Source organism: Pseudonocardia sp. MH-G8 (assembly GCF_002262885.1).
Lineage (GTDB): Bacteria > Actinomycetota > Actinomycetes > Mycobacteriales > Pseudonocardiaceae > Pseudonocardia.
The window spans coordinates 18873-38775 of record NZ_NKYF01000046.1; the positions used below are offsets into that span (position 1 = coordinate 18873).

General features: G+C 70.5%; 23 protein-coding genes. 8 read left to right on the plus strand and 15 right to left on the minus strand.

All coding sequences use genetic code 11. From position 1 onward, the window contains the following. Nucleotides 1-3: 3 nt before the first annotated feature. The 4 genes from CFP66_RS45175 to CFP66_RS45190 all read left to right on the plus strand — a co-directional run bounded on the left by CFP66_RS45175 (nucleotide 4) and on the right by CFP66_RS45190 (nucleotide 3880). A complete protein-coding gene (locus CFP66_RS45175) occupies nucleotides 4-975 on the plus strand; it encodes an NAD(P)-dependent oxidoreductase (RefSeq protein ID WP_094931590.1) in 972 nt (323 codons plus the stop codon). 81 nt (nucleotides 976-1056) lie between these two features. Further along, nucleotides 1057-2244, plus strand: a complete 1188-nt coding sequence (locus CFP66_RS45180) for a mandelate racemase/muconate lactonizing enzyme family protein (protein ID WP_094931592.1) — start codon at nucleotides 1057-1059, stop codon at nucleotides 2242-2244. Continuing rightward, nucleotides 2241-3080, plus strand: coding sequence for an amidohydrolase family protein (locus CFP66_RS45185; protein WP_094931594.1), 840 nt, complete (start codon nucleotides 2241-2243; stop codon nucleotides 3078-3080). The genes CFP66_RS45180 and CFP66_RS45185 overlap by 4 nt, the downstream gene beginning before the upstream one ends. Next, nucleotides 3077-3880 (plus strand): SDR family NAD(P)-dependent oxidoreductase, encoded by an 804-nt coding sequence (locus tag CFP66_RS45190; protein ID WP_198962127.1) that lies wholly within the window; start codon nucleotides 3077-3079, stop codon nucleotides 3878-3880. The genes CFP66_RS45185 and CFP66_RS45190 overlap by 4 nt, the downstream gene beginning before the upstream one ends. A 267-nt stretch (nucleotides 3881-4147) precedes the next feature. Here CFP66_RS45190 and dmpG read toward each other — a convergent pair whose 3' ends face one another. Continuing rightward, the gene (gene dmpG / locus CFP66_RS45195) at nucleotides 4148-5125 is read right to left on the minus strand and encodes a 4-hydroxy-2-oxovalerate aldolase (protein ID WP_094931596.1); all 978 of its coding nucleotides are present in this window, start codon (nucleotides 5123-5125) and stop codon (nucleotides 4148-4150) included. On the opposite strand from dmpG, the gene CFP66_RS45200 reads away from it, so the two are divergent. Then, nucleotides 5124-5918: an IclR family transcriptional regulator gene (locus CFP66_RS45200; RefSeq protein WP_094931598.1), complete on the plus strand. Its 795-nt coding sequence runs from the start codon at nucleotides 5124-5126 to the stop codon at nucleotides 5916-5918. The genes dmpG and CFP66_RS45200 overlap by 2 nt on opposite strands. Nucleotides 5919-5924: 6 nt before the next feature. Here CFP66_RS45200 and CFP66_RS45205 read toward each other — a convergent pair whose 3' ends face one another. The 13 genes from CFP66_RS45205 to CFP66_RS50115 form a co-directional block, all read right to left on the minus strand. Further along, entirely contained in the window at nucleotides 5925-6773 is an 849-nt protein-coding gene (locus CFP66_RS45205; protein WP_158228467.1) for an MBL fold metallo-hydrolase, read from the minus strand. Between the two features lie 12 nt (nucleotides 6774-6785). Continuing rightward, complete coding sequence (locus tag CFP66_RS45210) at nucleotides 6786-7652, minus strand: dihydroxy-acid dehydratase (RefSeq protein ID WP_233160270.1); 867 nt, start codon at nucleotides 7650-7652, stop codon at nucleotides 6786-6788. Continuing rightward, nucleotides 7649-8521 (minus strand): 3-keto-5-aminohexanoate cleavage protein, encoded by an 873-nt coding sequence (locus CFP66_RS45215; protein WP_094931602.1) that lies wholly within the window; start codon nucleotides 8519-8521, stop codon nucleotides 7649-7651. The genes CFP66_RS45210 and CFP66_RS45215 overlap by 4 nt, the downstream gene beginning before the upstream one ends. Next, complete coding sequence (gene dhaL / locus CFP66_RS45220; protein WP_094931604.1) at nucleotides 8518-9144, minus strand: dihydroxyacetone kinase subunit DhaL; 627 nt, start codon at nucleotides 9142-9144, stop codon at nucleotides 8518-8520. Before dhaL ends, CFP66_RS45215 begins: the two co-directional genes overlap by 4 nt. A gap of 8 nt (nucleotides 9145-9152) precedes the next feature. Continuing rightward, nucleotides 9153-10142 carry a dihydroxyacetone kinase subunit DhaK gene (locus CFP66_RS45225; RefSeq protein WP_094931606.1) on the minus strand — a complete coding sequence of 330 codons (990 nt, stop codon included), beginning with the start codon at nucleotides 10140-10142 and terminating at the stop codon, nucleotides 9153-9155. After that, the gene (locus CFP66_RS45230; RefSeq protein WP_094931608.1) at nucleotides 10139-10540 is read right to left on the minus strand and encodes a hypothetical protein; all 402 of its coding nucleotides are present in this window, start codon (nucleotides 10538-10540) and stop codon (nucleotides 10139-10141) included. Before CFP66_RS45230 ends, CFP66_RS45225 begins: the two co-directional genes overlap by 4 nt. After that, nucleotides 10534-10980 (minus strand): hypothetical protein, encoded by a 447-nt coding sequence (locus CFP66_RS45235; RefSeq protein ID WP_233160271.1) that lies wholly within the window; start codon nucleotides 10978-10980, stop codon nucleotides 10534-10536. Before CFP66_RS45235 ends, CFP66_RS45230 begins: the two co-directional genes overlap by 7 nt. A 22-nt stretch (nucleotides 10981-11002) precedes the next feature. Then, nucleotides 11003-11896, minus strand: coding sequence for a 3-keto-5-aminohexanoate cleavage protein (locus CFP66_RS45240; protein WP_094931611.1), 894 nt, complete (start codon nucleotides 11894-11896; stop codon nucleotides 11003-11005). Further along, nucleotides 11893-12648 carry an SDR family NAD(P)-dependent oxidoreductase gene (locus CFP66_RS45245; RefSeq protein ID WP_094931613.1) on the minus strand — a complete coding sequence of 252 codons (756 nt, stop codon included), beginning with the start codon at nucleotides 12646-12648 and terminating at the stop codon, nucleotides 11893-11895. The genes CFP66_RS45240 and CFP66_RS45245 overlap by 4 nt, the downstream gene beginning before the upstream one ends. Continuing rightward, on the minus strand, nucleotides 12645-13205 hold the full coding sequence (locus CFP66_RS45250) for a VOC family protein (RefSeq protein ID WP_094931615.1): 561 nt from the start codon (nucleotides 13203-13205) through the stop codon (nucleotides 12645-12647). The genes CFP66_RS45245 and CFP66_RS45250 overlap by 4 nt, the downstream gene beginning before the upstream one ends. Beyond that, a complete protein-coding gene (locus tag CFP66_RS45255) occupies nucleotides 13202-14596 on the minus strand; it encodes an MFS transporter (protein WP_094931617.1) in 1395 nt (464 codons plus the stop codon). Before CFP66_RS45255 ends, CFP66_RS45250 begins: the two co-directional genes overlap by 4 nt. 505 nt (nucleotides 14597-15101) lie before the next feature. Then, complete coding sequence (locus CFP66_RS45260) at nucleotides 15102-15836, minus strand: site-specific integrase (RefSeq protein ID WP_158228468.1); 735 nt, start codon at nucleotides 15834-15836, stop codon at nucleotides 15102-15104. Nucleotides 15837-15962: 126 nt separating this feature from the next. Continuing rightward, on the minus strand, nucleotides 15963-16088 hold the full coding sequence (locus CFP66_RS50115) for a hypothetical protein (RefSeq protein WP_255413946.1): 126 nt from the start codon (nucleotides 16086-16088) through the stop codon (nucleotides 15963-15965). Nucleotides 16089-16164: 76 nt separating this feature from the next. Between CFP66_RS50115 and CFP66_RS45265 the strand changes: the two genes are divergently transcribed. The 3 genes from CFP66_RS45265 to CFP66_RS45275 are packed head-to-tail and all read left to right on the plus strand — an operon-like array spanning nucleotide 16165 to nucleotide 17676. Further along, entirely contained in the window at nucleotides 16165-16647 is a 483-nt protein-coding gene (locus CFP66_RS45265; protein ID WP_094931621.1) for a nuclear transport factor 2 family protein, read from the plus strand. Nucleotides 16648-16688: 41 nt separating this feature from the next. After that, on the plus strand, nucleotides 16689-17243 hold the full coding sequence (locus tag CFP66_RS45270) for a TetR/AcrR family transcriptional regulator (RefSeq protein ID WP_094931629.1): 555 nt from the start codon (nucleotides 16689-16691) through the stop codon (nucleotides 17241-17243). After that, nucleotides 17227-17676: a DUF5946 family protein gene (locus tag CFP66_RS45275; protein WP_255413947.1), complete on the plus strand. Its 450-nt coding sequence runs from the start codon at nucleotides 17227-17229 to the stop codon at nucleotides 17674-17676. The genes CFP66_RS45270 and CFP66_RS45275 overlap by 17 nt, the downstream gene beginning before the upstream one ends. A 31-nt stretch (nucleotides 17677-17707) precedes the next feature. Here the strand turns inward: CFP66_RS45275 and CFP66_RS50585 are convergent, their stop codons facing one another. After that, a complete protein-coding gene (locus tag CFP66_RS50585; protein WP_369805292.1) occupies nucleotides 17708-19018 on the minus strand; it encodes a GNAT family N-acetyltransferase in 1311 nt (436 codons plus the stop codon). Nucleotides 19019-19903: the final 885 nt, after the last annotated feature.

The window sequence follows — 19903 nt, forward strand, 5'->3', positions numbered from 1 at the left end:
GCAGTGAGCAGATCGATCCTGGTGACGGGCGCGACCGGACGGGTGGGCAGCAGGCTGTCCCGCACGTTGCTCGAGCGGGGCGACCGGGTGCGCACGGTGGTGCTCCCCGACGATCCCGGCGCCGATCGGCTGGCCGATGGCGTCGAGGTCGTCCGCGGCGATCTCAGCGATCCCGCCACGGTGGCCGCGGCCGTCGACGAGGTCGACGCCGTGGTCCACCTCGCGGCGGCGATGGACTGGGGGCCGGGTGCCAACGACCACCTCTTCGCGGCGAACGTCGAGTCCACTTACCTGATCTTCGAGCGGCTCGCCCGACGCGAGGTCCCTCCGAGCAGGGTGGTCCTGGCCTCCAGCGACGAGGTGTACCCCACCCTCGGCGCTACCGAGGAGATCGTGGAGGACCGCCGGCTCGCGCCCTACAGCTTCTACGGGCTGACGAAGGAGCTCGACGAGCGGCTCGCCGCCTTCTACCACCGGGCCCACGGCCTCCCGATCGCCGTCGCACGCTTCTCCCTGGTGGCGGAGCCGCACGAGATCGCCAGTCCCACCGGCTGGTCGGGCCGCTTCCTGTTCGCCGCGGGGCTACGGGCACTGCTCGCCGGCCTCGGCCGCGACGATGCGGTTCGGGTCCTCGACCAGGCCGTGCCCGACCCCGCAGACACCCTCGTCCTGGCCCGCGACCAGGACGGAGAGCCCTACCGCTTCCAGTTCTGCGATGTCCGGGACCTCGAATCCGGCCTGATGACGCTGCTGGAGCACCCGGCCGCGGTCGGAGAGACCGTCAACCTGTCCGGCCCGTCGTCGTTCGGCTACGACGAGGCCGTCCCGGCGCTCGCCGAGCGGACGGGTGCGCGGGTGTGCGAGGTGCGGCTGCCGGGCCCCCGGTTCGACGTCCGCATCGACATCGGCAGGGCACGGGCGCTGCTCGGCTACGCGCCCCGCCACGGCGTCCTCGACATCATCGGCGAGCTCTGACCGAGTCCCGTCGATACCGACGGTGGTGGTCCGCGCCGACCGCCGCCCTCCACCGATCCCAGACCAGGAGTTCAGCTCGAAATGCTCACCGTCAACAGGACGCGGTCGCCGGGCCCGGCCGGCCGGATCTCCCGGATCGAGACCCTGACACTCGGCACGGCCTGGCGAGACTTCAGCTTCGTGCGCGTGCACACCGACGCCGGCCTGTCCGGGATCGGTGAGATCACGCATCCGGTCCGGACGGCCGAGGTGTGCTCGCTGGCCGCGGCGATGGCCCACCGGCACCTGGTCGGCGCCGATCCCTTCGACGTCGAGGAGATCTGGTTCCGCATGCAGCAGGGCGACTTCTTCCGGGGCGGCGACCTGGGCGGGATCGTCGTGTCCGGGGTCGACCAGGCGCTGCACGACATCATGGGCAAGGCGCTCGGGGTGCCGGCGTACCGGCTCACCGGCGGTGCCTGCCGTGACGTCGTGCCGGTCTACGCCAACGGGTGGTACACCGGCGAGCGCACTCCGTCGGCATTCGCGCAGCGGGCGAAGGAGACCGTCGCGCGCGGGTACCGGGCCCTCAAACTGGACCCCTTCGGCGCCGGGTCGGGGTCGCTGGACTCCCGCGAGCGGAACTACTCGCTCGAGCTGGTCGCGGCGGTGCGGGACGCGGTCGGACCGGACGTCGAGCTCTTCGTCGAGGGGCACGCCCGGTTCGACTTCCCGACGGCGGCGCGACTCACCGCAGACCTGGGTGAGTTCGACCCCGGCTGGTTCGAGGAACCCCTGCCGTGGACCCACATCGAGCGCTATCACGAGCTGCGTGCTCGCGCCTCCATGCCGATCGCCGGCGGCGAGCATTTCCACACCAAACACGAGTACAAGACCCTGTTCTCCAGCAACGCCGTCGACATCGTCCAACCCGACGTCTGCATGGCCGGCGGTCTCACCGAGATCCGCAAGATCGCCTCGGTTGCCGACATGCATGGCATGCAGGTCGCGCCGCACAACTCGAACTCCCCGTTGTGCACCACGGTCACGGCGCACCTCGGGTTCGGAATCACCAACCTGAAGATCGTCGAGGCGTTCGACGGCCTCGTCGAAGGCCATGTGTTCGACGCCCTGAAGGGTGTGCTGCGCATCGACGACGGCGTGGTCGGGCTGCCCACCGCGCCCGGGTTCGGCGTCGAGCTGGTCGATGAGGTCTTCGCCGAGCACCCTCCCACCTACGGCTTCTGGAACCTGTTCGCCGAGGGCTGGGAGAAGCGGGAGCGCACGTGATCACCGACGTCCACACCCACCTGTTCTCGTGCCCCCACGACTTCTCCGAGGATTTCCTCGGCGAAGCCCAGCACGCGCACGGCGGCGAGATCGACCTGACCGTGCGGCACCACGAGTACGCCGCCTCGGCCCCACCCGGCACCCGGACCGTCGTGTTCGGGGGCAAGGCGCGCCGAAGCGGACTCTGGGTCGACGACCGCGCCGTCGCCGACTACGTCCAGGGCAAGCCGGACGCCATCGGGTTCCTCGCCCTCGACCCGACCGTCCCCGGCTGGTCGGACGAACTCCGGTACGGCCACCAGGAGCTGGGGCTGCGCGGGATCAAGCTCATGCCGATGTACGCCGGGTTCGACCCCGGTGACGCCGCGTACGACGAGCTGTTCTGGTACGCCGAGAAGCACGGCCTGCCGGTGCTGGTGCACACCGGGACCACCTTCGTCTCCACGGCGCCGATCGAGTGGGCCAGGCCGGCTCGGCTCGACCCCGTGGCGATCCGGCACCCGGAACTGCGGATGATCCTCGCCCACCTCGGCCATCCCTACGAGGGCGAGTGCATCGCGGTGATCCGCAAGCACCGGCACGTCTACGCCGATGTCTCGGCACTGCACTACCGCCCCTTCCAGCTGTGGCACTCGCTCCGGCTTGCGCAGGACTACGGCGTCTGGCACAAGTTGCTGTTCGGCTCGGACTACCCGTTCACCACCGTCGACGCCTCCGTCGACGGGCTTCGCCGGCTCGCGGGACTCCCGGGGATCGAGGGCCTCGGCGGGCTCGACCGCGACGAGGTCGAGGCCCTCATCACGCGTGACGCGTGCGCGTTGCTGGGGTTGACGTGAGCGGGCCGCTCGCGGATCGGACGGTGCTGGTGACCGGCGCGGCGCGCGGTATCGGGGCCGCGCTGGCGTGGGGGCTCACCCGTGCGGGAGCCCGGGTCTGCCTCCTCGACCGGATCGAGCCGGTCGCCACCGCCCGGACACTCGCCGAGCTGGGGTCGGCGCCGCACACCGTCGTCGCGGATCTCGCCGACACGACGGAGCTGGAGCGGGTCGTCGATCGGATCCGTCGCGAGGTGGGCCCGATCCACGGCCTGGTCAACAATGCCGGACTCTCGCATTACGGTCGGTTCAACGAGGTCTCGCCGGCGGTGTGGCGCGAGGTGTTCGCGGTGAACGTCGATGCGCCGTTCTTCCTGTCCCGCAGGATCGCCGAGCACATGATCGCAGACGGCGTGCCGGGCGCGTTGGTGCACGTCACGTCGAAGAACGCACTGGTCGCGGAGGCCGGGCTCGCGCCGTACAACGCGTCGAAGGCCGCCCTGGAGATGCTGTCGAAGTCGCTGGCCAGTGAGCTGGGCGCGCACGGTGTCCGGAGCAACTGCGTCGCACCGGGCATGATCGACACCCGGATCGCGGATGCGTTCGCGGGAGATCTGGCCGGGTTGCTCGATGCCTGGCGTGCGCGCATCCCGCTTCGCCACGAGCTCGGGGCGCCGGAGGACGTTGTAGGGGCGGTGGAATTCCTGCTCGCGGATGCGAGCCGCTACGTCACCGGAGCGACGGTCGTGATCGATGGCGGCGCCCTCGCCGACCAGATGCCCCGGGAGAGATTCCTGCCGCCTTTCCGATCCTCGCTCTGAAGGTCGCGGGAGCCAACATTCCCGACCGGTTCGGTCCGTTCTTCGGGCGGTCAGTGTGTATCGCCTGGTAGCGGGTGTGTCGATCCGGGGCTGACGACAGCGTGAGCGGTCCGGTCGTAATGATCACTTCGCTCACGGCTGGGGGTGGTCGGCACGGCACGGCCGTGATCGCGCCGGTGGTGCTGCGCGGGGGAGGTGTGCTCGGTGCTGATCGCCCCTCGGCGAGTCGAACGCCCCTGTGCCCGGCGCCGTTGTAGCCGGCGGCTGTCACAGCCCGCCACGAGTCCAGGTCGAGGTCCGCATCGGCCTGCGCGTCAACGCCGATGCCCCGCGGCCGGCCAGTTCGGCGGCGACGTCGATGATCATGTCCTCCTGGCCGCCGATGACGTCGCGTCGCCCGAGTTCCATGAGGATGTCGCGTTCCTTGGCTCCGTACTTCTTCGCGGCCCGCTTGGCGGGGTGGAAGAAGGTCGAGTAGAGACCGGCATAGCCGAGGATCAGGGCGGTCTCGTCGATGATCTGCGGTTCGGTCATCAGCGGCGCCACGACGCGCTCGGCGGTGTCGATCAGGGGGAAGAGGCCGACGCCGGTGTCCCAGCCGGCCCGTTCGAACGCGGCGGCGAGCACCTCGGTCTGGGCGTTGCCGGCGCTGGCGCCCAACTCGCGCAGGGAGCCGTCGATGTAGCTGGCACCCTCCTCGGCTGCGGCCAGCGCGTTGGCGATGCCGACGCCGAGGTTGTTGTGGGCGTGGAAGCCGACATCGGCGCTGATCTTCTCGCGCAGGGCGTCCACCCGCGCGCCGGCGTCGCGGGGGACCATGGCCCCCGCGGAGTCGACGACGTAGATGACCTGGGCGCCGTAGGAGTCGAGTTTCGCCGCCTGTTCGGCGAGGGCCTCCGGAGCGAGCTTGTGGCTCATCATCAGGAAGGTCATCACCCGCATCCCGTGCTCGCGAGCCCAGACGATCGGCTGTTCGGCGCAGTCGGCCTCGGTGCAATGCACCGCGACCCGGACCGTCTTCGCGCCGGCGTCCATCGCGCCTTGCAGTTCGCCCAGGGTGGCGATGCCGGGCACGTAGAGCACCGCGATGTCGGCCTGGGTGACGGCGCCGACGGCGGCCCGGACGTACTCGGGATCGGTGGCTGCGGCGTAGCCGTACTGGATCGAGGAGGCGCCGAGTCCGATCCCGTGTGCGACCTCGTACGTGCGACAACAGCGCGGGATCCAGGCATCATTGCGTTTCATGTGTCCCGCTCATCGAGACGACGGTGAGATCACCGCCCTCGGCCGCGCCGTCGTGATCCTGAAGGTCTTCCGGCCGGGGGAGAAGTCGTTGGGTCCCTCGGCGCTGGCTCGCCGGACCGGGCTGCCCAAGGCGACGGTGCACCGGATGTTGCACGAGATGGCTCGGGTGGGGTTGCTGGAGCGGGTGGGGACGGCGTTCCGGCCCGGACTGCTGCTCTTCGAGCTGGGGCAGTCGGTTCCGCACCGGCGCGACCTGCTCGAGACGGCGCGCCGGCACATGGTGGTTCTGCACGAGGCCACCGCGCACAACATCGGGTTGGCCGTGCTGCGCGACGACGAGGTGATCCACGTGGACATCCTGCGGGCAAAAGGCTCGCCGCGGGTGCCCCAGCGCACGGGCGGGCGGTGGCCGGCGCACGCGAGCTGCTCCGGTAAGGCGATGTTGGCGTTCTGCCCGGACGAGGAGATCGACCGGGTGCTGGTCGGGCCGTTGCAGCGGGTGACACCCCGGACGATCACGCAGCCGGATGTGCTGCGGGTCGAGCTCGATCGCGTGCGGCGGGCTCGGGTGGCGTTCGATCGAGGCGAGTCGTTTGCGAACGTGGCGGGTGTGGCGTCACCGGTGCTGAGCCCCGACGGGGAGGTGCTGGCGGCGCTGTCGGTGTCAGGGACGGTGGGACGGATCAACCTTGCGCGCATGGACGTGGCGGTGCGGACGAGCGCGCTTGCGATCACCCGCGACCTGGCCGCGGCGGAGTCGATCGTCCGTCCGGTGCTGGGGCGGCGCGACTGAGGGGTGTCATCGATCGGCATACCGGAAGCCGTCCCCGGCACGTGTGATGCGGCCACCGTCCGGCCCGCCGAAGTGGGCGGGCAGCACTACCGCACCGAGGTCGGCGGCGCGGTCGCACACGATGCGGCGACTCCGGGCGGCGAGGTCCGGATCCGCGTCGCCCGCCTGGGCCAACGCCAGGTCGGTGAACTGCAGCGGATGGTGCAGCACGTCGCCCGTCACGAGGGCGGTGGTGCCTCCGCCGGTGATCTCGGCGATGAGGTGCCCCGCGGTGTGGCCGGGCATCGCGACGAGATCGATACCCTCGGCGACCGTGGCGGGGACGTCGACGAGATCGGCCAGCCCGGCGTCCAGGATCGGGAGCACGCTGTCGGCGAAGGTGGCGGCCAGCGCTGCCCCCGGCCCCTCGGCCGGGGCCGCGGCGTGGATCGACGCGAGCCACTCGAACTCGGTGCGGGAGAACAGGTAGCGGGCGCGGGGAAACGTCGGCACCCACTTCTCGTCGACGAGCCGGGTGTTGCCGCCGCAGTGGTCGGGGTGCAGGTGGGTGGAGACGACCACGTCGACGTCCTCGGGACGGACACCGGTGGTCGCGAGCCTGTCGAGGTAGTCGGTGGCGAACATGTCATGGGGTGGCAGCGTGGGCCGCTGTTTCGCGTTGCCGTTGCCGGAGTCGACGAGCACGACGGCATCGGGGGTGCGGACGACGTGGGTGGTGATCGACAGGTCGAGGTCGCCGTCCGCGCAGCAGAGATGGCGCGGGGTGACGGCCGGGAACAGGGCGGCGGGCGGGAACGGCCAGTGGTCGACCTCGGTGACCCGCTCGATGCGGGTCGGGCCCAGCGTGATGGTCACGGTGTTCAGTCCTCAGCCTCGACCGATGAACGGCATGGTGGTGGCGGTCAGTGTCAGGAACGGCACGTTCGCCTCGGGTGGCAGCCGCGCCATGTAGCGCACTGCGTCGGCGACGTGGCGGGCGTCGAAGGTGGGTTCGGGCCGAACGGAACCGTCGGCCTGGCGGGCACCCTCGGCGATCTCGCTGGTCATCTCGGTGGCGGCGTTGCCGACGTCGATCTGGCCGCAGGCGATGCCGAAGGGCGTCGACGCGGTGCCCATCGTGTTGCAGTGCCCGGCGGAGCGGGACATGCAGGACTCCGCCTCGCGGAAGTCGACCTCGCTCATCCGTCCGGCGCGGACTTCCTCGGCCATCGTGAACACATCGGTGCCCGAGCCCAGCGCCCGTCCCCGGAAACGGCCGGTCAGCATCGGCCCGCCCGACACGACGATCGTCGGGAGGTCACAGCTCGCGGCGCCCATGAGCAGCGCCGGGGTGGTCTTGTCGCATCCGCACAGCAGCACCACGCCGTCGATCGGGTTCGCGCGGATCGACTCCTCGACGTCCATGCTGACGAGGTTGCGGAACAGCATGGACGTGGGCCGCAGGATCGTCTCGCCGAGCGACATGACCGGGAACTCGACGGGCAGGCCGCCTGCCTCCCGCACACCACGCTTGACGTGTTCGGCCAGCTCGCGGAAGTGGGCGTTGCACGGGGCGAGCTCGGAGTAGGTGTTGCAGATCCCGATCACGGCGCGGCAGTCGAAGTCGCGGTCGGCGAGGCCCTGGGTCTTCATCCAGGACCGGGCGGCGAATCCGCCGAGGTCGAGACCGCCGAACCGGTTCTGCGACCGCAGCCTCGCTGCTCTGTGGTGTGTCGAGCTGTCGATATCGCTCACGCGGCCAACCCCAGGATGGCCCGCGCCTGGGAGTGAGTCGCGGGCTCGCCGCCGTGCTCGCGCACGATCCGCACGATCCGCTGCACCTGCTCGAGGTTGGTGGACGGGCGGCCCTCGGCGTCGAAGGGGCTGTCCTCCAGCCCGACGCGGACGTGCCCGCCGAGTTCGAGGGCGTGCCGTAGGCCGGGGAGCGGGTCGGGCCCGCACACCGTTGCGGAGAACACCGACCGCGGCGGGAGCAGCTCGACCAGCTGCCGCAGCACCGTCGGGGTGTAGGGCAGGGCGTTCTGGAACGTCCCGTGCTGGTTCAGGACGAGGTTGACGACGTGCGGGGCATCGTCGAACTCGCTCAACTCCGCCATGTCCACAACGAGGTGCGCGGGGTTGAAGACCTCCCATTCGGGCTTGGCGCCGGCCGCTCGGAACGCCGCCGCCAGCTCGCGGGCGAAGGACGGTGGGGTGTCCATCAGCACCTCGCCGAACGGTCCCGAGACGTAGGCCGTGATGGTGTCGAGCGTGTACGTGTCGGCGCCGGCGTCGGCCCCCGCGAGTCGCTGGGTGCGGTCGACGACCGTCCCGTCCACGGTGCGGCGCACCATGTCGCCGGTGACGCCACCACCGGTGGAGTTGTTGACCACCACGTCGCAGCGGGCCCGGACCAGCGCGTTGATCTCGCGGTAGATCCGGGGATCGCAGGTGGCGCCGCCGTCGGGGCGCCGGGCGTGCAGGGCGGCCATGCTCGCGCCGGCGTCGGCGCAGCGGGCGACATCCTCGGCGATCTGCTGCGGCGTGGTCGGCAGGTGCGGGTGCTGCGCCGCTGTCAGCATCCCGCCGGTCGGCGCGACGGTGATGATCACAGGACGGCTCATGCGGCCGCTCCGGCCTCGAAGAAGAGCGCGACCGTCACCGCGCCGGGGTCCACGACGCCGACGGCGCGCTGCCCGACGTAGCTCGCGCGGCCGCGGCGGGCCAGCAGCTCGCGGGTGGATTCGGCGCCGGCACGGGCGGCGGAGCCTGCCAAGGCCAGCGCGGCGGCCGGATCCACGCCGTCGGCCGCGGCCTGCTCCAGCGCCGCTGCGGCCGGAGCCATCGCGTCGACCATGGTTTTGTGGCCCACCTCGGCATGGCCGAGGCGCTGCACCGTGGCGACGGCGCGGCAGGCGCCCACGGCGAGCTGCGCGGTGGACAGCTCCTCGCCTACTGCGCGGGCGAGCTCCCGGAACCACATGCCGAACAGCGGTCCGCTGGTGCCGCCGGTGCCGAGGAAGCCCTGCGAGACGGCGGTGAGCACGCCCGCGGGATCGGTGGCGCCGGACTCCTCGAGCGCCACCGCGACACGGCGCAGCGCAGCGCGCAGGTTGTCGCCGTAGTCGCCGTCGCCTGCGAGCCGGTCGGCCTCGGTCAGCACGTGGTGGTGCTCGGCGACGGCGGCGGCGAACGCCGTGACCCACGCGCGGACGTCGGTCCCGGTCAGGACGGTCGGTGTCGTCATGTCTCCGCTCACCAGGTCAGGGCCGGGGTGCGCACGGGCGCGTCCCAGAGGTCGAGGAGCTCGTCGGTGGCGCGCAGCAGCGTGATCGAGCAGCCGCGCATGTCCAGCGCCGTCACGTACGGCCCGACGAGTTGCCGGACGACGTCGACGCCACGGCCGGTCAGGAGCTCCACGAGCTCGCGGTGCACCACCGACAGCTCCAGGGCGTGGGTGGCGCCGAGGCCGTTGACCAACGCGATCACCGCGTCGCCTCGGCGGAGGCCGATGGCGTCGGCGACCGGCTCCGCCAGCTGGGCGACGAGCTCCCGGGCGCTTCCGCCGGACCGGACGTCGATGCCCCGCTCGCCGTGGATCCCCACGCCGAACTCGATCTCGCCGGGGGCCAGCGCGAACGCGGGCCTGTCGCGTCCTGGCGGGGTGCACGCGCTCAGTGCGAGTGCCAGCGTGCGGGCGCCCGCCGCGACCCGGCCGGCCACCTCGGCGACCGTGTCCAGATCGGCCCCGCGTTCGGCCGCCGCGCCGGCGATCTTCTCCACCGCCACGACCGCGGCGGTTCCGCGGCGCCCGGGGCCCTCGTCACTGTCGGTGGCCAGGTCGTCGGCCACCAGCACGGTACGCACGTCGATGCCGTCGTCGGCGGCCAGCTCGGCCGCGATCGAGAAGTTGAGGACGTCACCCGTGTAGTTCTTCACCACCAGGAGCACGCCGCGGCCCCGGTCGACGGCACGGATGGCCTCGCGGATCTGCAGCGCCGTCGGGCTGGCGAACACCGCACCTGGCACGGCGGCGTCGAGCATCCCGGTGCCGACGAACCCGGTGTGCAGCGGCTCGTGCCCCGAGCCGCCGCCGGCCACCAGCGCGACCTTCGGCGCGCCCGGATCGGCCCGCACGACGCAGGCCGGGGCGCCGTGCAGCCGCAGCAGCCCGGGATGGGCAAGCACCAGCCCGGTCAGCGCCTCGGGCACGAGCAAGTCGGGATCATTGAGCAGGGCGGTCATGCCGTTGCCTCCAGCAGTCGGGTGATCGCGTCCGCCACGGTGGCGCCGACGGAGAGCCCGGCCCGGACGCCGGCCTCGTTGACATGGGTCAGCACGCCGTTCTCCCAGGTGTCGGCGCCGTCGCTGATCCGAGCGGAGTGGTGGCCGACGGCGGCGGCGGGCACCCCGGCCGTGTCCAGGGTCTCCAGGCCCGCGATCCCCGCGCCGTCCTTGCCGACGCCGGCGTCGTTGAAGACGGCGCAGGCGCATCCGGACGCGACCGCGATCCGGCCCGACTCCACACCGCCGTTGGACGCCGCCACCAGGATGTGGCCGCGGTCGTCGTGCTGTACCTGGGACATGCTGTCGAGCAGGACGACCCGGCGGCCGCGGTGCTCGAGCGCGACGGTCCTCAGCATGCCGTCGCGCCCCCTTGCGACCAGCGGCCTGCGAGCTCGGTGAAAGCCACCTGCAGGGGCCGGCCAGGGCGGATCCCGGCGGCGAGCGCGGTGACGTTGGCGTAGGTGATGACCCCGCACAGCCAGGTGTCGGTGCCGTCGCCGATGCGGGCGGTGTCGTGCCCGACCGCAACCCCGACGATGCCGTCCTCGTCGAGCGCGGCCAGACCCGCGGTCCCGGCGGCGTCCTTGCCGATCCCGGCGTCGTTGCAGGCTACGGCGGCCACCCGATGGCGGCGGGCGTACTCCCCGGCGCTGGTGCCGCCGTGGGACCCGGTCACGATCAGGTTCCCGGCCATGTCCGGCGTGGTGAAGGCGATGGAACTCATCACCAGGATCCGCAGCCCACCCTCGTCCAGGACGGTGCGGACCGGCCCGCTGTGGTCGTTGACCAGCAGCATCGGTTGTGCTCCTCTCATCGGTTCATCCGGCCGGGACGGTGGGGCGCACGCCGAGGATCCGGCGCGCGGCATCGGGCGAGGCGATCTCGCGGCCCGCTTTCCGTGCCATGTCGACCACGTGGCCGACCAGCTCGGCGTTGGTGGGCAGGCCCCGCTCGACGTGCGGGTGGTCGCCGACGCCGATCGCGATGTGTCCGCCGCGGCGGACCACCTCGTCGGCGACGTCGAGCACGTCGGCGCGGTGCGCCGAGACGACCCAGGCGAGGTCGTGCTCACGGGGCAGGAACGCCAGGTGCGCGTCGAGACCCGCCGCGGTCGCCGGATGCGCGGCGACGAACTCGGGCCCGCCGAGGACGAACTGCAGCACCGCACGCCCAAGAACCTCGCCCGCGTCGAGGTGCGCGGTGATCGTCCTGGTCCAGCTGACGTTGAACGACGCCATCCACGGGACGAGCCCGTGCTCGCGGGCGCACGCGAACAGCCGCCGGTGGGTGTCGGTGTCGTTGACGAACACCCGGTCGGTGGTGACGAACCGGGACGCCGAGGGATCCCAGAGGTCCATGATCGCGCCGCCCATGTCCATCCCGAGGAAGTCGGGCCGCGCAGCCGGATCAGCGGCCGTGTCGACGACGGGCGCGAGCCTGCGGTCGATGTCGAAACCCGGCCCGTTGGCCAGCGACGGGGCCAGCAGCACGGCGCACCGCTGCCGGATCAGCCGCGACGTCTCGGCGTACCGCTGCGCGGTGTGGTCGGGTGCGCCGTCGGCGGTTCGCGCGTGGAAGTGCACAACCGACGCCCCGGCCGCCGCACAGGCCGCGACGTCCTCGGCAATCTCCTCCGGTGTCCACGGCACGTGCGGGTTCGGCTCGCGCATCGTGTTCTCGTTGGGGTTGACCACGATGACCAGCTCGTTCATCTGCCCTCCTCCGGCATCCGCCAGCCGGGGCCGGCCATCTGGCCGCCGTCGACGCCCCAGGTCTGGCCGGTCACGAACGCCGACTCGGGGCCGGCGAGGAACGCGATCACCGCTGCCGTCTCGGACGGCTGCGCGTACCGGGCGAGTGGGATCGCGTCGATCACCACGCGCCGTACGTGCGGGGGCTGCGCCGCGGCGATCGCGGGGGTCTCGGTCGCGCCGGGCGCGACGCGGTTGACGCGGATCCCGGCCGGTCCGAGTTCCACCGCGAGCACCCGCGTCAGCGCCAGAACTGCGCCCTTGGACGCGGCGTAGGCGGCCCTGTGCGCACCGCCGCGCAGCCCGGACACCGAGGAGATCGTGACCAGCGAGCCGCCGTGGCCGCGGTCCAGCATCCGCCGGGCGGCGGCCCGGCAGGCCAGGAACGTGCCCACGAGGTTGACCTCGATCGTCATCCTGAGGTCGGCGACGTCGACGTCGAGCGCGGGTGCGTTTCGGGCGAGCCCCGCGCAGGTGACGACGGCGCCGAGTCCGGTACCGAGCTGGTCCGCCCGGGCCACGACGTCCTCGACCTGCCGCTCGTCGGTCACGTCGACCTCGGCGGCGACGATCCGGTCGTCGACGGGGAGGCCGGCCAGCGCGACGGGGTCCCGGTCGGCGGCCACGACGGTCCAGCCGTCGTCGAGCAGCCGCCGGACCGTCGCCAGCCCGATTCCCGAGGCCCCACCGGTGACGAGCGCCGTGCGCGTCATGCGGGAACCCCGAACAAGGGGCGCATGTCACGCACCGGATCGGTGCCGTCCCAGCCCTGTGCCGCGGCGGCGACGGCTCGGAACAGGCGGCCCTTCGCGCCGCAGGTCTCCGACAGTTCGATCATCGTGCCCGGGTGGTGCTCCTCGGCGAAGTAGACGAACCTCTCGTCCGGGGAGCCGCTGCCCGAGCACCCCTCCTGAAGCACGGTGAGACCGCGCCTGCCGGCCTCCTGCATCGCCCCGTCGAAGTCGTCGGTCCAGAAGGCGACGTGTTGCAGACCTTCCCGTCCGGTGCGCAGGAAGTCCCGAAAGGCGGTCGGTCGCTCGTCGAGCGGCTGGATGAGCTCGATCTGGATACCGCCGCTCTGGGCGAGGGCGACGCTGACCGACGCGTCGCTTGTCTCGCCGCGGTAGCGGAGGCCGTTGACGGGCTGTCGCGCGATGCGGAAGAACGGGCCGACCCCCATGACCTGCGTCCAGTGGTGCAGCGCCGCGTGGATGTCGCGGACGACGTAGCCGTTCTGCCGGACGGGCCCGAACGCGTGCCGCCCGGTCATGCGCTGGCTGCCGAACGTGCGGTCAGCCGCTTGAGGCCGAGGATGAGCACCGCCGCCAGCGCCATCGCGGCACCGAACGCTCCGATCGCGAGGGCGAACCCACCCGTCGCGTCTTTGATCAGGCCGGCGACCTGCGGGCCGAAGTAGCCACCGAGGTTGCCCATCCCGTTGATCACGCCGAACCCGGCTGCGAGGGCTGCACCGGTCAGGAAGCTCGCCGGGATCGTCACGAAGACCCCCATGGCGGTGTAGAGGCCGATTCCGGCGATGCAGAAACCGGTGACTGCGATGATCGGGTTGCTCAGCGAGACCGCGGCGATCCCGAAGCCGAGTGCGGCGACGGCCGCGGCGGTGCAGAAGTGCCAGCCCCGCTCGCGGGTGCGGTCGGAGTGCCGCATCCACCAGAGCATCGGGCCGATGGCCAGCAGCGGCGGGAGCGCCGACACCCAACCGACCTGCGTGTTCGTCATGCCGAAGCTCTTGAGCATCTGCGCGATCCACAACTGGTAGCCGTTGAGGCTGAACGTCACGCAGAGGAACACCGCCACCAGCAGCAGCACCCGCGGCTCGACGAGTCCTCGGCGGAACGAGTGGGATCCGTTCCCGGCGGTCTGCCGTGCCTCGGCGTCGAGGGTCCGCGCCAGCCAGTCCCGCTCGCGCACGGTGAGGAACGTGGCCTGCGCGGGGGTGTCGCGCAGACGGCGATAGCAGGCGAACGCCAGCAGCACCGCGGGAACCCCCGTGATGATGAAGATCCACCGCCAGCCCGAGAGCCCGAGGAACCCGTCCAGGTCGAGCAGGTGGGTCATCAGCGGGGTGCCCAGGCCCGAGATGCAGATGAACGTGACGACCCACGACATCGCAGCGCCGCGGCGGGCGTTCGGGAACCACCGGGAGACGAACCAGAGCATCCCGGGCGAGAACCCCGCCTCGGCCACCCCGAGCAGGAACCGCATGATCGCGAGGCTCGTCTCGCCCTGCACGAACGCCGTCGCGATGGTCACCAGGCCCCAGGTGATCATGATGCGGGAGATCCATCGGCGGGCCCCGACCCGGGAGATCACCCAGTTGCTCGGCGGCTCGCAGATCGTATAGCTCCAGAAGTACACACCGGCCGCGAAGCCGTATGCCGTGGCGGAGATGCCCAGCTCGTCGTTCATGGTCAGGGCAGCGACACCGATGTTGAGCCGGTCCAGGTAAAGCACGATGTAGCAGAGCCCGATCAAGGGCAGGAAGTGTCGCGCGACCTTGCGGAGGACTGCCTGTCCGTCGACCGCCGTCGTGGACGGGATCGGATCATCGTCGATCCGTTCGTGTCCGAGCACGGTATCCACCTCGATACATGCCGCAGGAGTGTTGGGGGTGCGCGCGTCGGAATGATGGGCCGGCATCGTGTCGAGCTCAATGCATCCGTCCCGTTCATCGAGACGCGGGATCCGGCGGGGCTCGAGTTTGCGGTGCCCAACGCGTAGCGGATGGCGGAATTCGCGGCCGAGCCTCGGCGGGGGCGGCGGATGTCCGAGCGGCCGGCAGAACACGACGATGTCGCTGACGATCAGGAGGTGACAGGGAGCTCGTCCCTCCCGACCCCCACCCCGCGGACGGTCAGCTCAGTCTCGCCGCCTACGAACAGGAGCTGACGGCACAGAACGTGGGTGTCCGGCTGACGAATGTCAGTTGATGGTTGCTTCCGCGTGGTCCACTCGTGGTCAGATAGTGCTGACAACACACCTGACAACAACGTGGGCGAGGGTCAACTGCTGCCTGCCACCTGGGCGAACGCTAACAGCCAGGTCAGGGATCGGTATCTGGGCGGTATCATGAGTTCACACCGGAGAGGTCACTGGTTCGATCCCAGTTTCGCATTGCGCCGGAGAGATCGGCATCAGAAAGGCATCAAGCGGGCACCATCGCTGCTGCCGGGCCGTCGTCGGGGTCCTCGTCGTTGAGTGCCTGGAGGATCCGGGTCGGGTCGTTGGTGCGTCGTGTGTAGAGGTCCAGGGTCGTCGCTGCGCGTTCGTGTCCCATGACGCGCTGGACCATGTTGGGCGGTACGCCGTCGTCGACGAGCCAGGTGGCGTAGGAGTGGCGGAGGTCGTGGAACCGGAGGCCGCCGCCAGCCTGGCTGCGGGCCACGTGCTGCACGGCCTGACGCTCGTTGTCGAACGTCTGCCGGTGCCGGTTGCCCAGGGTGTCGGTCCATGACGCCTCCCAGCACGTGCCCTGCTCGATCTCGATCACGGTGCCGAGCTGTCCGGCGCGTACCAGGGCAGGCCGCCGGACACGCGACCGGAACAGGGTGCGTCGGAGTGCGCCGCCGACGGCGTTGGCGAACACGAGGTCCCCGGCGCCGAGCGGGTACCGCTCCATGTGCTCGCGCAGGATCGTCACGAGCCAGGCAGGCAGCGGCACGGTCCGACGACCGGCCGTCGACTTCGGGAACGGCTTGAACGAGGTCGTCCCGGCGACTTCGATCACCGTCCGCCGCACGTGGACCTGGGCCCGGTCGAGATCGAGCGCGTCAGCGCACATCCCGGCGGCCTCACCCCAGCGCAGTCCGGCACCACCGGCGATGGCGACGATCCCGCGGTGCCGGCGGGGGAGGACGGGCAGCAGCCGGTTGCGGAACACCGAGCGCGCGATGATCTGGTCGTCTTCGTCCGTCCGGCGTCGCTTCGGAACCCGGATGTCGTCGCACGGGTTGTGCGCGATGAGCCGGTTTCGGACGGCCGAGCGGAACACGGCGCTGGTCAGGCGTCAGCACTCGGCGACAGTGGCGGGCGCGAGCTGCTTGCTCAGCCCCGTGATCCACGTCTGCACGGCGAGATGATCGATCTTCGACAAGGGCCAGTCGCCCCACTGGGCGATCACGTGCGTGCGCATGATCGAGGCATCGCGGGCCGTCGTCGTCGCAACTCATCTGTGATAGGTCAGCCACTAACTGTGCTACGCTCTGTCCATGCCCCCCGCGCAGACTGAGACCTCTGATCCCCACACTCCCGCCCAGCGCGCTGTTGCGGAACACCTTCGCCTGCTCACCGCCGGTGAGCTGGAGGCTTGGGGGGAGCTGTTCACCGCCGATGCCACCTTCACTTTCCCGTTTGCTCCCGAAGGTATGGGTGCTGAGCTGAAGGGAAGCGCCGCACTTCACGCGCACATGCAGAACTTCGTTGCGACCTTCGATGTGAAGGCCGTCGACCTGCAGTTCATCGAGACGGCCAGCCCGGAGATCACTGTGGCGAAGTGGACGCTCGACGGGACAGCCAAGCCGACCGGGAAGTTGTTTCGACAGGATTGTGTCGGGGTGGTGCGCACTGACGCCGATGGTCTCATCACTCGATACGACGACTATTGGAATCCCCTTGCTGCCATCGAGGCGCTCCAGCCTGCGGACGTCGAGACCGTGAACGGCTCAGGGGTCGCCGGCTCCTTCGGCGCCTGAGTCGGCATTCGACGGCATGTTGAGCGGCTAAGGTGATCGTCATGCCTGCTGCGGGAACGAGCGTCAAGAGCGATGTGCGCCGCCAACATGCCATCGAAGCGGCAGTAGCGTGTTTCGCTCATAAAGGATTTTACGGGACGAATACAAACCAGATCGCCAAGCTTGCGAGCATCTCACAGCCCTACCTCTATCGGTTGTTCGCCAACAAGGAAGCATTGTTCGTTGCTGCTGTCGACCATGTCGGCGGGCTGCTTTCGCAAGCGCTGATCACTGCCTCCGCGGCCCACGCGAAGGAGCAGACGGTGAGATCGCCGCAGGCTTTGCTGGCTGCATACGGGGGGCTCATCGAGGATCGCAACATACTGCGTTTTCTCATGCAGGCCAATTGTGCAACAGATGAACCGGTCATTCGCGACGCCGTTCGCGCCTGTTACGCTGAGCAAGTGATGCTCGTCTGCGAGCTCTTGGATGGTGACCGGGACGCTGTCCGGCGATGGTTCGGCGCTGGCATGCTCGAAAACGTTGTTGCCACACTGGGTCTTGCCGACGTTGCTGAGCCCTGGGCCAAGACCCTTGTGGGTGCCGTCAGCGATTGAATCGGCTCTCATTCGAGCGACCAGGACATCGCGTCAGTTATGCAGAAAATCTGCTACCGAACCGCGGTTCTTCGCGTCGCACCGGCTGACGGTGGACGCTTACTGCCTGCAACATCCCGATGTGTACATGCGGTCGACGAAATCGGCGGCGGCACACCTCGCGGCGATGTGCTGGTCGATGGAGCGCGGACCGTCGAAGCACGTGCCGACGGTGCTGAAGCGATGGCTCGACGGGCCGCAGCACTACACGCGGCTGACGCCACCCGCTCCGCTGTGCCGGGGTGATCTCACGGTGCGGCACGTCCTGGGCGTGGACGACCCGGCCGAGTACGCGACGCGGGCGCTCGAGTGGGCCGGCTCCGCGTGGCAGGCCTGGAGCGAGCATCACGATCAGGCACGACGGTGGGTGTCGGAGGCGTTGAGCGGGCGGTGAGCCGCACGCCCCCGACCACCACCGTCGCCGGTCAGCCCGCTTGGACGCCGAACGCGGCCGGGTACTCGATGGCCCCGGTCGGGGTGGGGCGTGCGGCATCGAGCGTCAGCGCCAGGAACGCGTCATCCGGCGCGTCGAACGGGGCCTGGACGCCGAAGCCGGATGCCGGGGTGAACCCGAACCGCGGGTAGTACTCGGGGTGGCCGAGGACGACGACGAGGTTCTCGCCCATCGAGCGGGCGGCGTCGAGCCCGGCGCGGATCGCGGCCGAGCCGGCGCCTCGTCCCTGGTGCTCGGGGAGCACCGCGCACGGTGCGAGCGCGAGCGCCGGCTGTCGGCCCACGTGGCACCGGGTGAGCAGGGCGTGGCCGGCGACCTCGCCGGACTCGTTCTCGGTCACGATCGACAGGCCGTCGATCCAGGCTTGCGGGTCAGCGCGCAGGGCGTCGATCAGGTCGGCCTCGTGTGAGGTCGGGAAGGCCGCGACGTTCACTGCGTGGATGGCGTCGATGTCGTCCGGGGTCTCGGGTCGGGTGCTCCACATGGTGCGGTCGTCCTCGTCGTTGGTCGGTCGCAGGACGTATCCCGCGTAGTGGTAGTCGTCGTGGTGGCGGCGACGCAGGTCGATCTCGGCGCGGAGCTCGGCAACTGCGACTGCGGCTCCGGGGGTGCTGGTGTCCCAGGTGTCGGCGCGTTTCTCGAGCGGCTGGTAGTACTCGTCCCACCAGTCGCGGTGCGGGAGTGCGTGGTGCGCGATCACCGCGTAACCGGCGGCGACGGCTGCGTTCCGGTTGGCCTCCGGGTGGCGCAGCGGATAGCGCTGCGCCCAGAAGTCGACGACGGCTGGTGCCGGCATCGAGCCGGTGAACTCGATCTCGGTCACCACCAGCTTCCCGTCGGGTGCGAGGCGCCAGCGCCGCAGAGCGGTGGTGAAGCCGATGTTGTACGCCGTGCCCTCGCACCAGACCAGGTCGAACGACCGGTCCGGGAACGGGAGCGCGTCCATCGGGCAACGGATGGCGGACACCCGGTCACGCACCCCGGCGCTGGTGGCCGTGTCGAGGAACTGGTCGAGGTAGGGCTGGTGCAGATCGACTCCGGTGACGTGACCGCCGGTGGTGGCGGCGAGCACGAGTGCGGAGCGCCCCGGACCGCAGCCCAGATCCAGGATGCGCGGCCGGGGGCGCGGTGGTCCGGCGAGTGCGAGGAGCCGGCGGGTCGTCGCGTCCGAGCCCGGCCCCTGGCGGGGCAGGTCGGAATGGAGGTCGAGCAGCGCGGCGAAAGCGCTGCTGTCGTCGATCGAGTGGGCGTCACGAGACGGCCCGGTGAGGTCGGATGACAATGTTCGAGCCTTCGGGAGTTGCGGACTCCGCGCAAGATGAGCGAGGACGCCGACAGGCTCGTGATCGAGTGTCGGCTAGGTCGGAGTCCGGACTGTGAGGATGGTCCGGGTACCGCGGCGAGAAGCAGCGGCCTGCGGGGCGGGCATCAACTCACGTCCTTCGACGGCTCGTTCGAACCGGATCCCGTATCCGGCGCGCCGAGGCTAGCACTCGGCCGGTCGCCGAATCTCGACGTTTCCCGGTGCCGCTCCGGCGGGGCTCGAGCCGACGCTGCACCGCACCGGTCGGCCATCGAGCGCCACCGTCACCGCCTCTGCTCCACCTGGTCCGCCGTCGCGGGTTGCCCGCCGCCCGGACTCCCGCTCGACCCGGTCCGAGTCACTGACCGCCGCTAGCGTCGACGAGGTCGGTTCAGCCGTCGAAACTAGTTGACGCGGGAGCTCGTTGGGGCAAACTTTGTCAGCCATTTCGCACTGTGGTCGGAGGGAGCCTCCGCTGTGCTGTGGGCGCGCGGCCGCAATACGGGCAGCTCGATCACGACCACGGGGCGTTGACCGAAGTCTGTGGCCGTTGACCACGGGGGGGAGCGCTGACCCGTGCTGCAACGGCGACGGCGAGCTGGACCGGATGCTCGACGGCCGCCACCCCATGATCCAGTCGGCCATCCTGCGGAGCAACACTTGCCGTCGGGCAACGGCTGATCTCTCGTTGACCCGGTCGGCCGCTGGCCGTTTTGCCAGATCGGCAAGCTAGTTTGACGGTCGGCCGAGGTGGGCGGTTAGTACTGCAACGGCAGTTCATGTCCGCGGTGGTCGGTGGCCGCGACGTCGGTAGTGGCATGCGCGTGCCTGGTGTTGGCGGCGTCGTCGCCAGATCGACCAGTT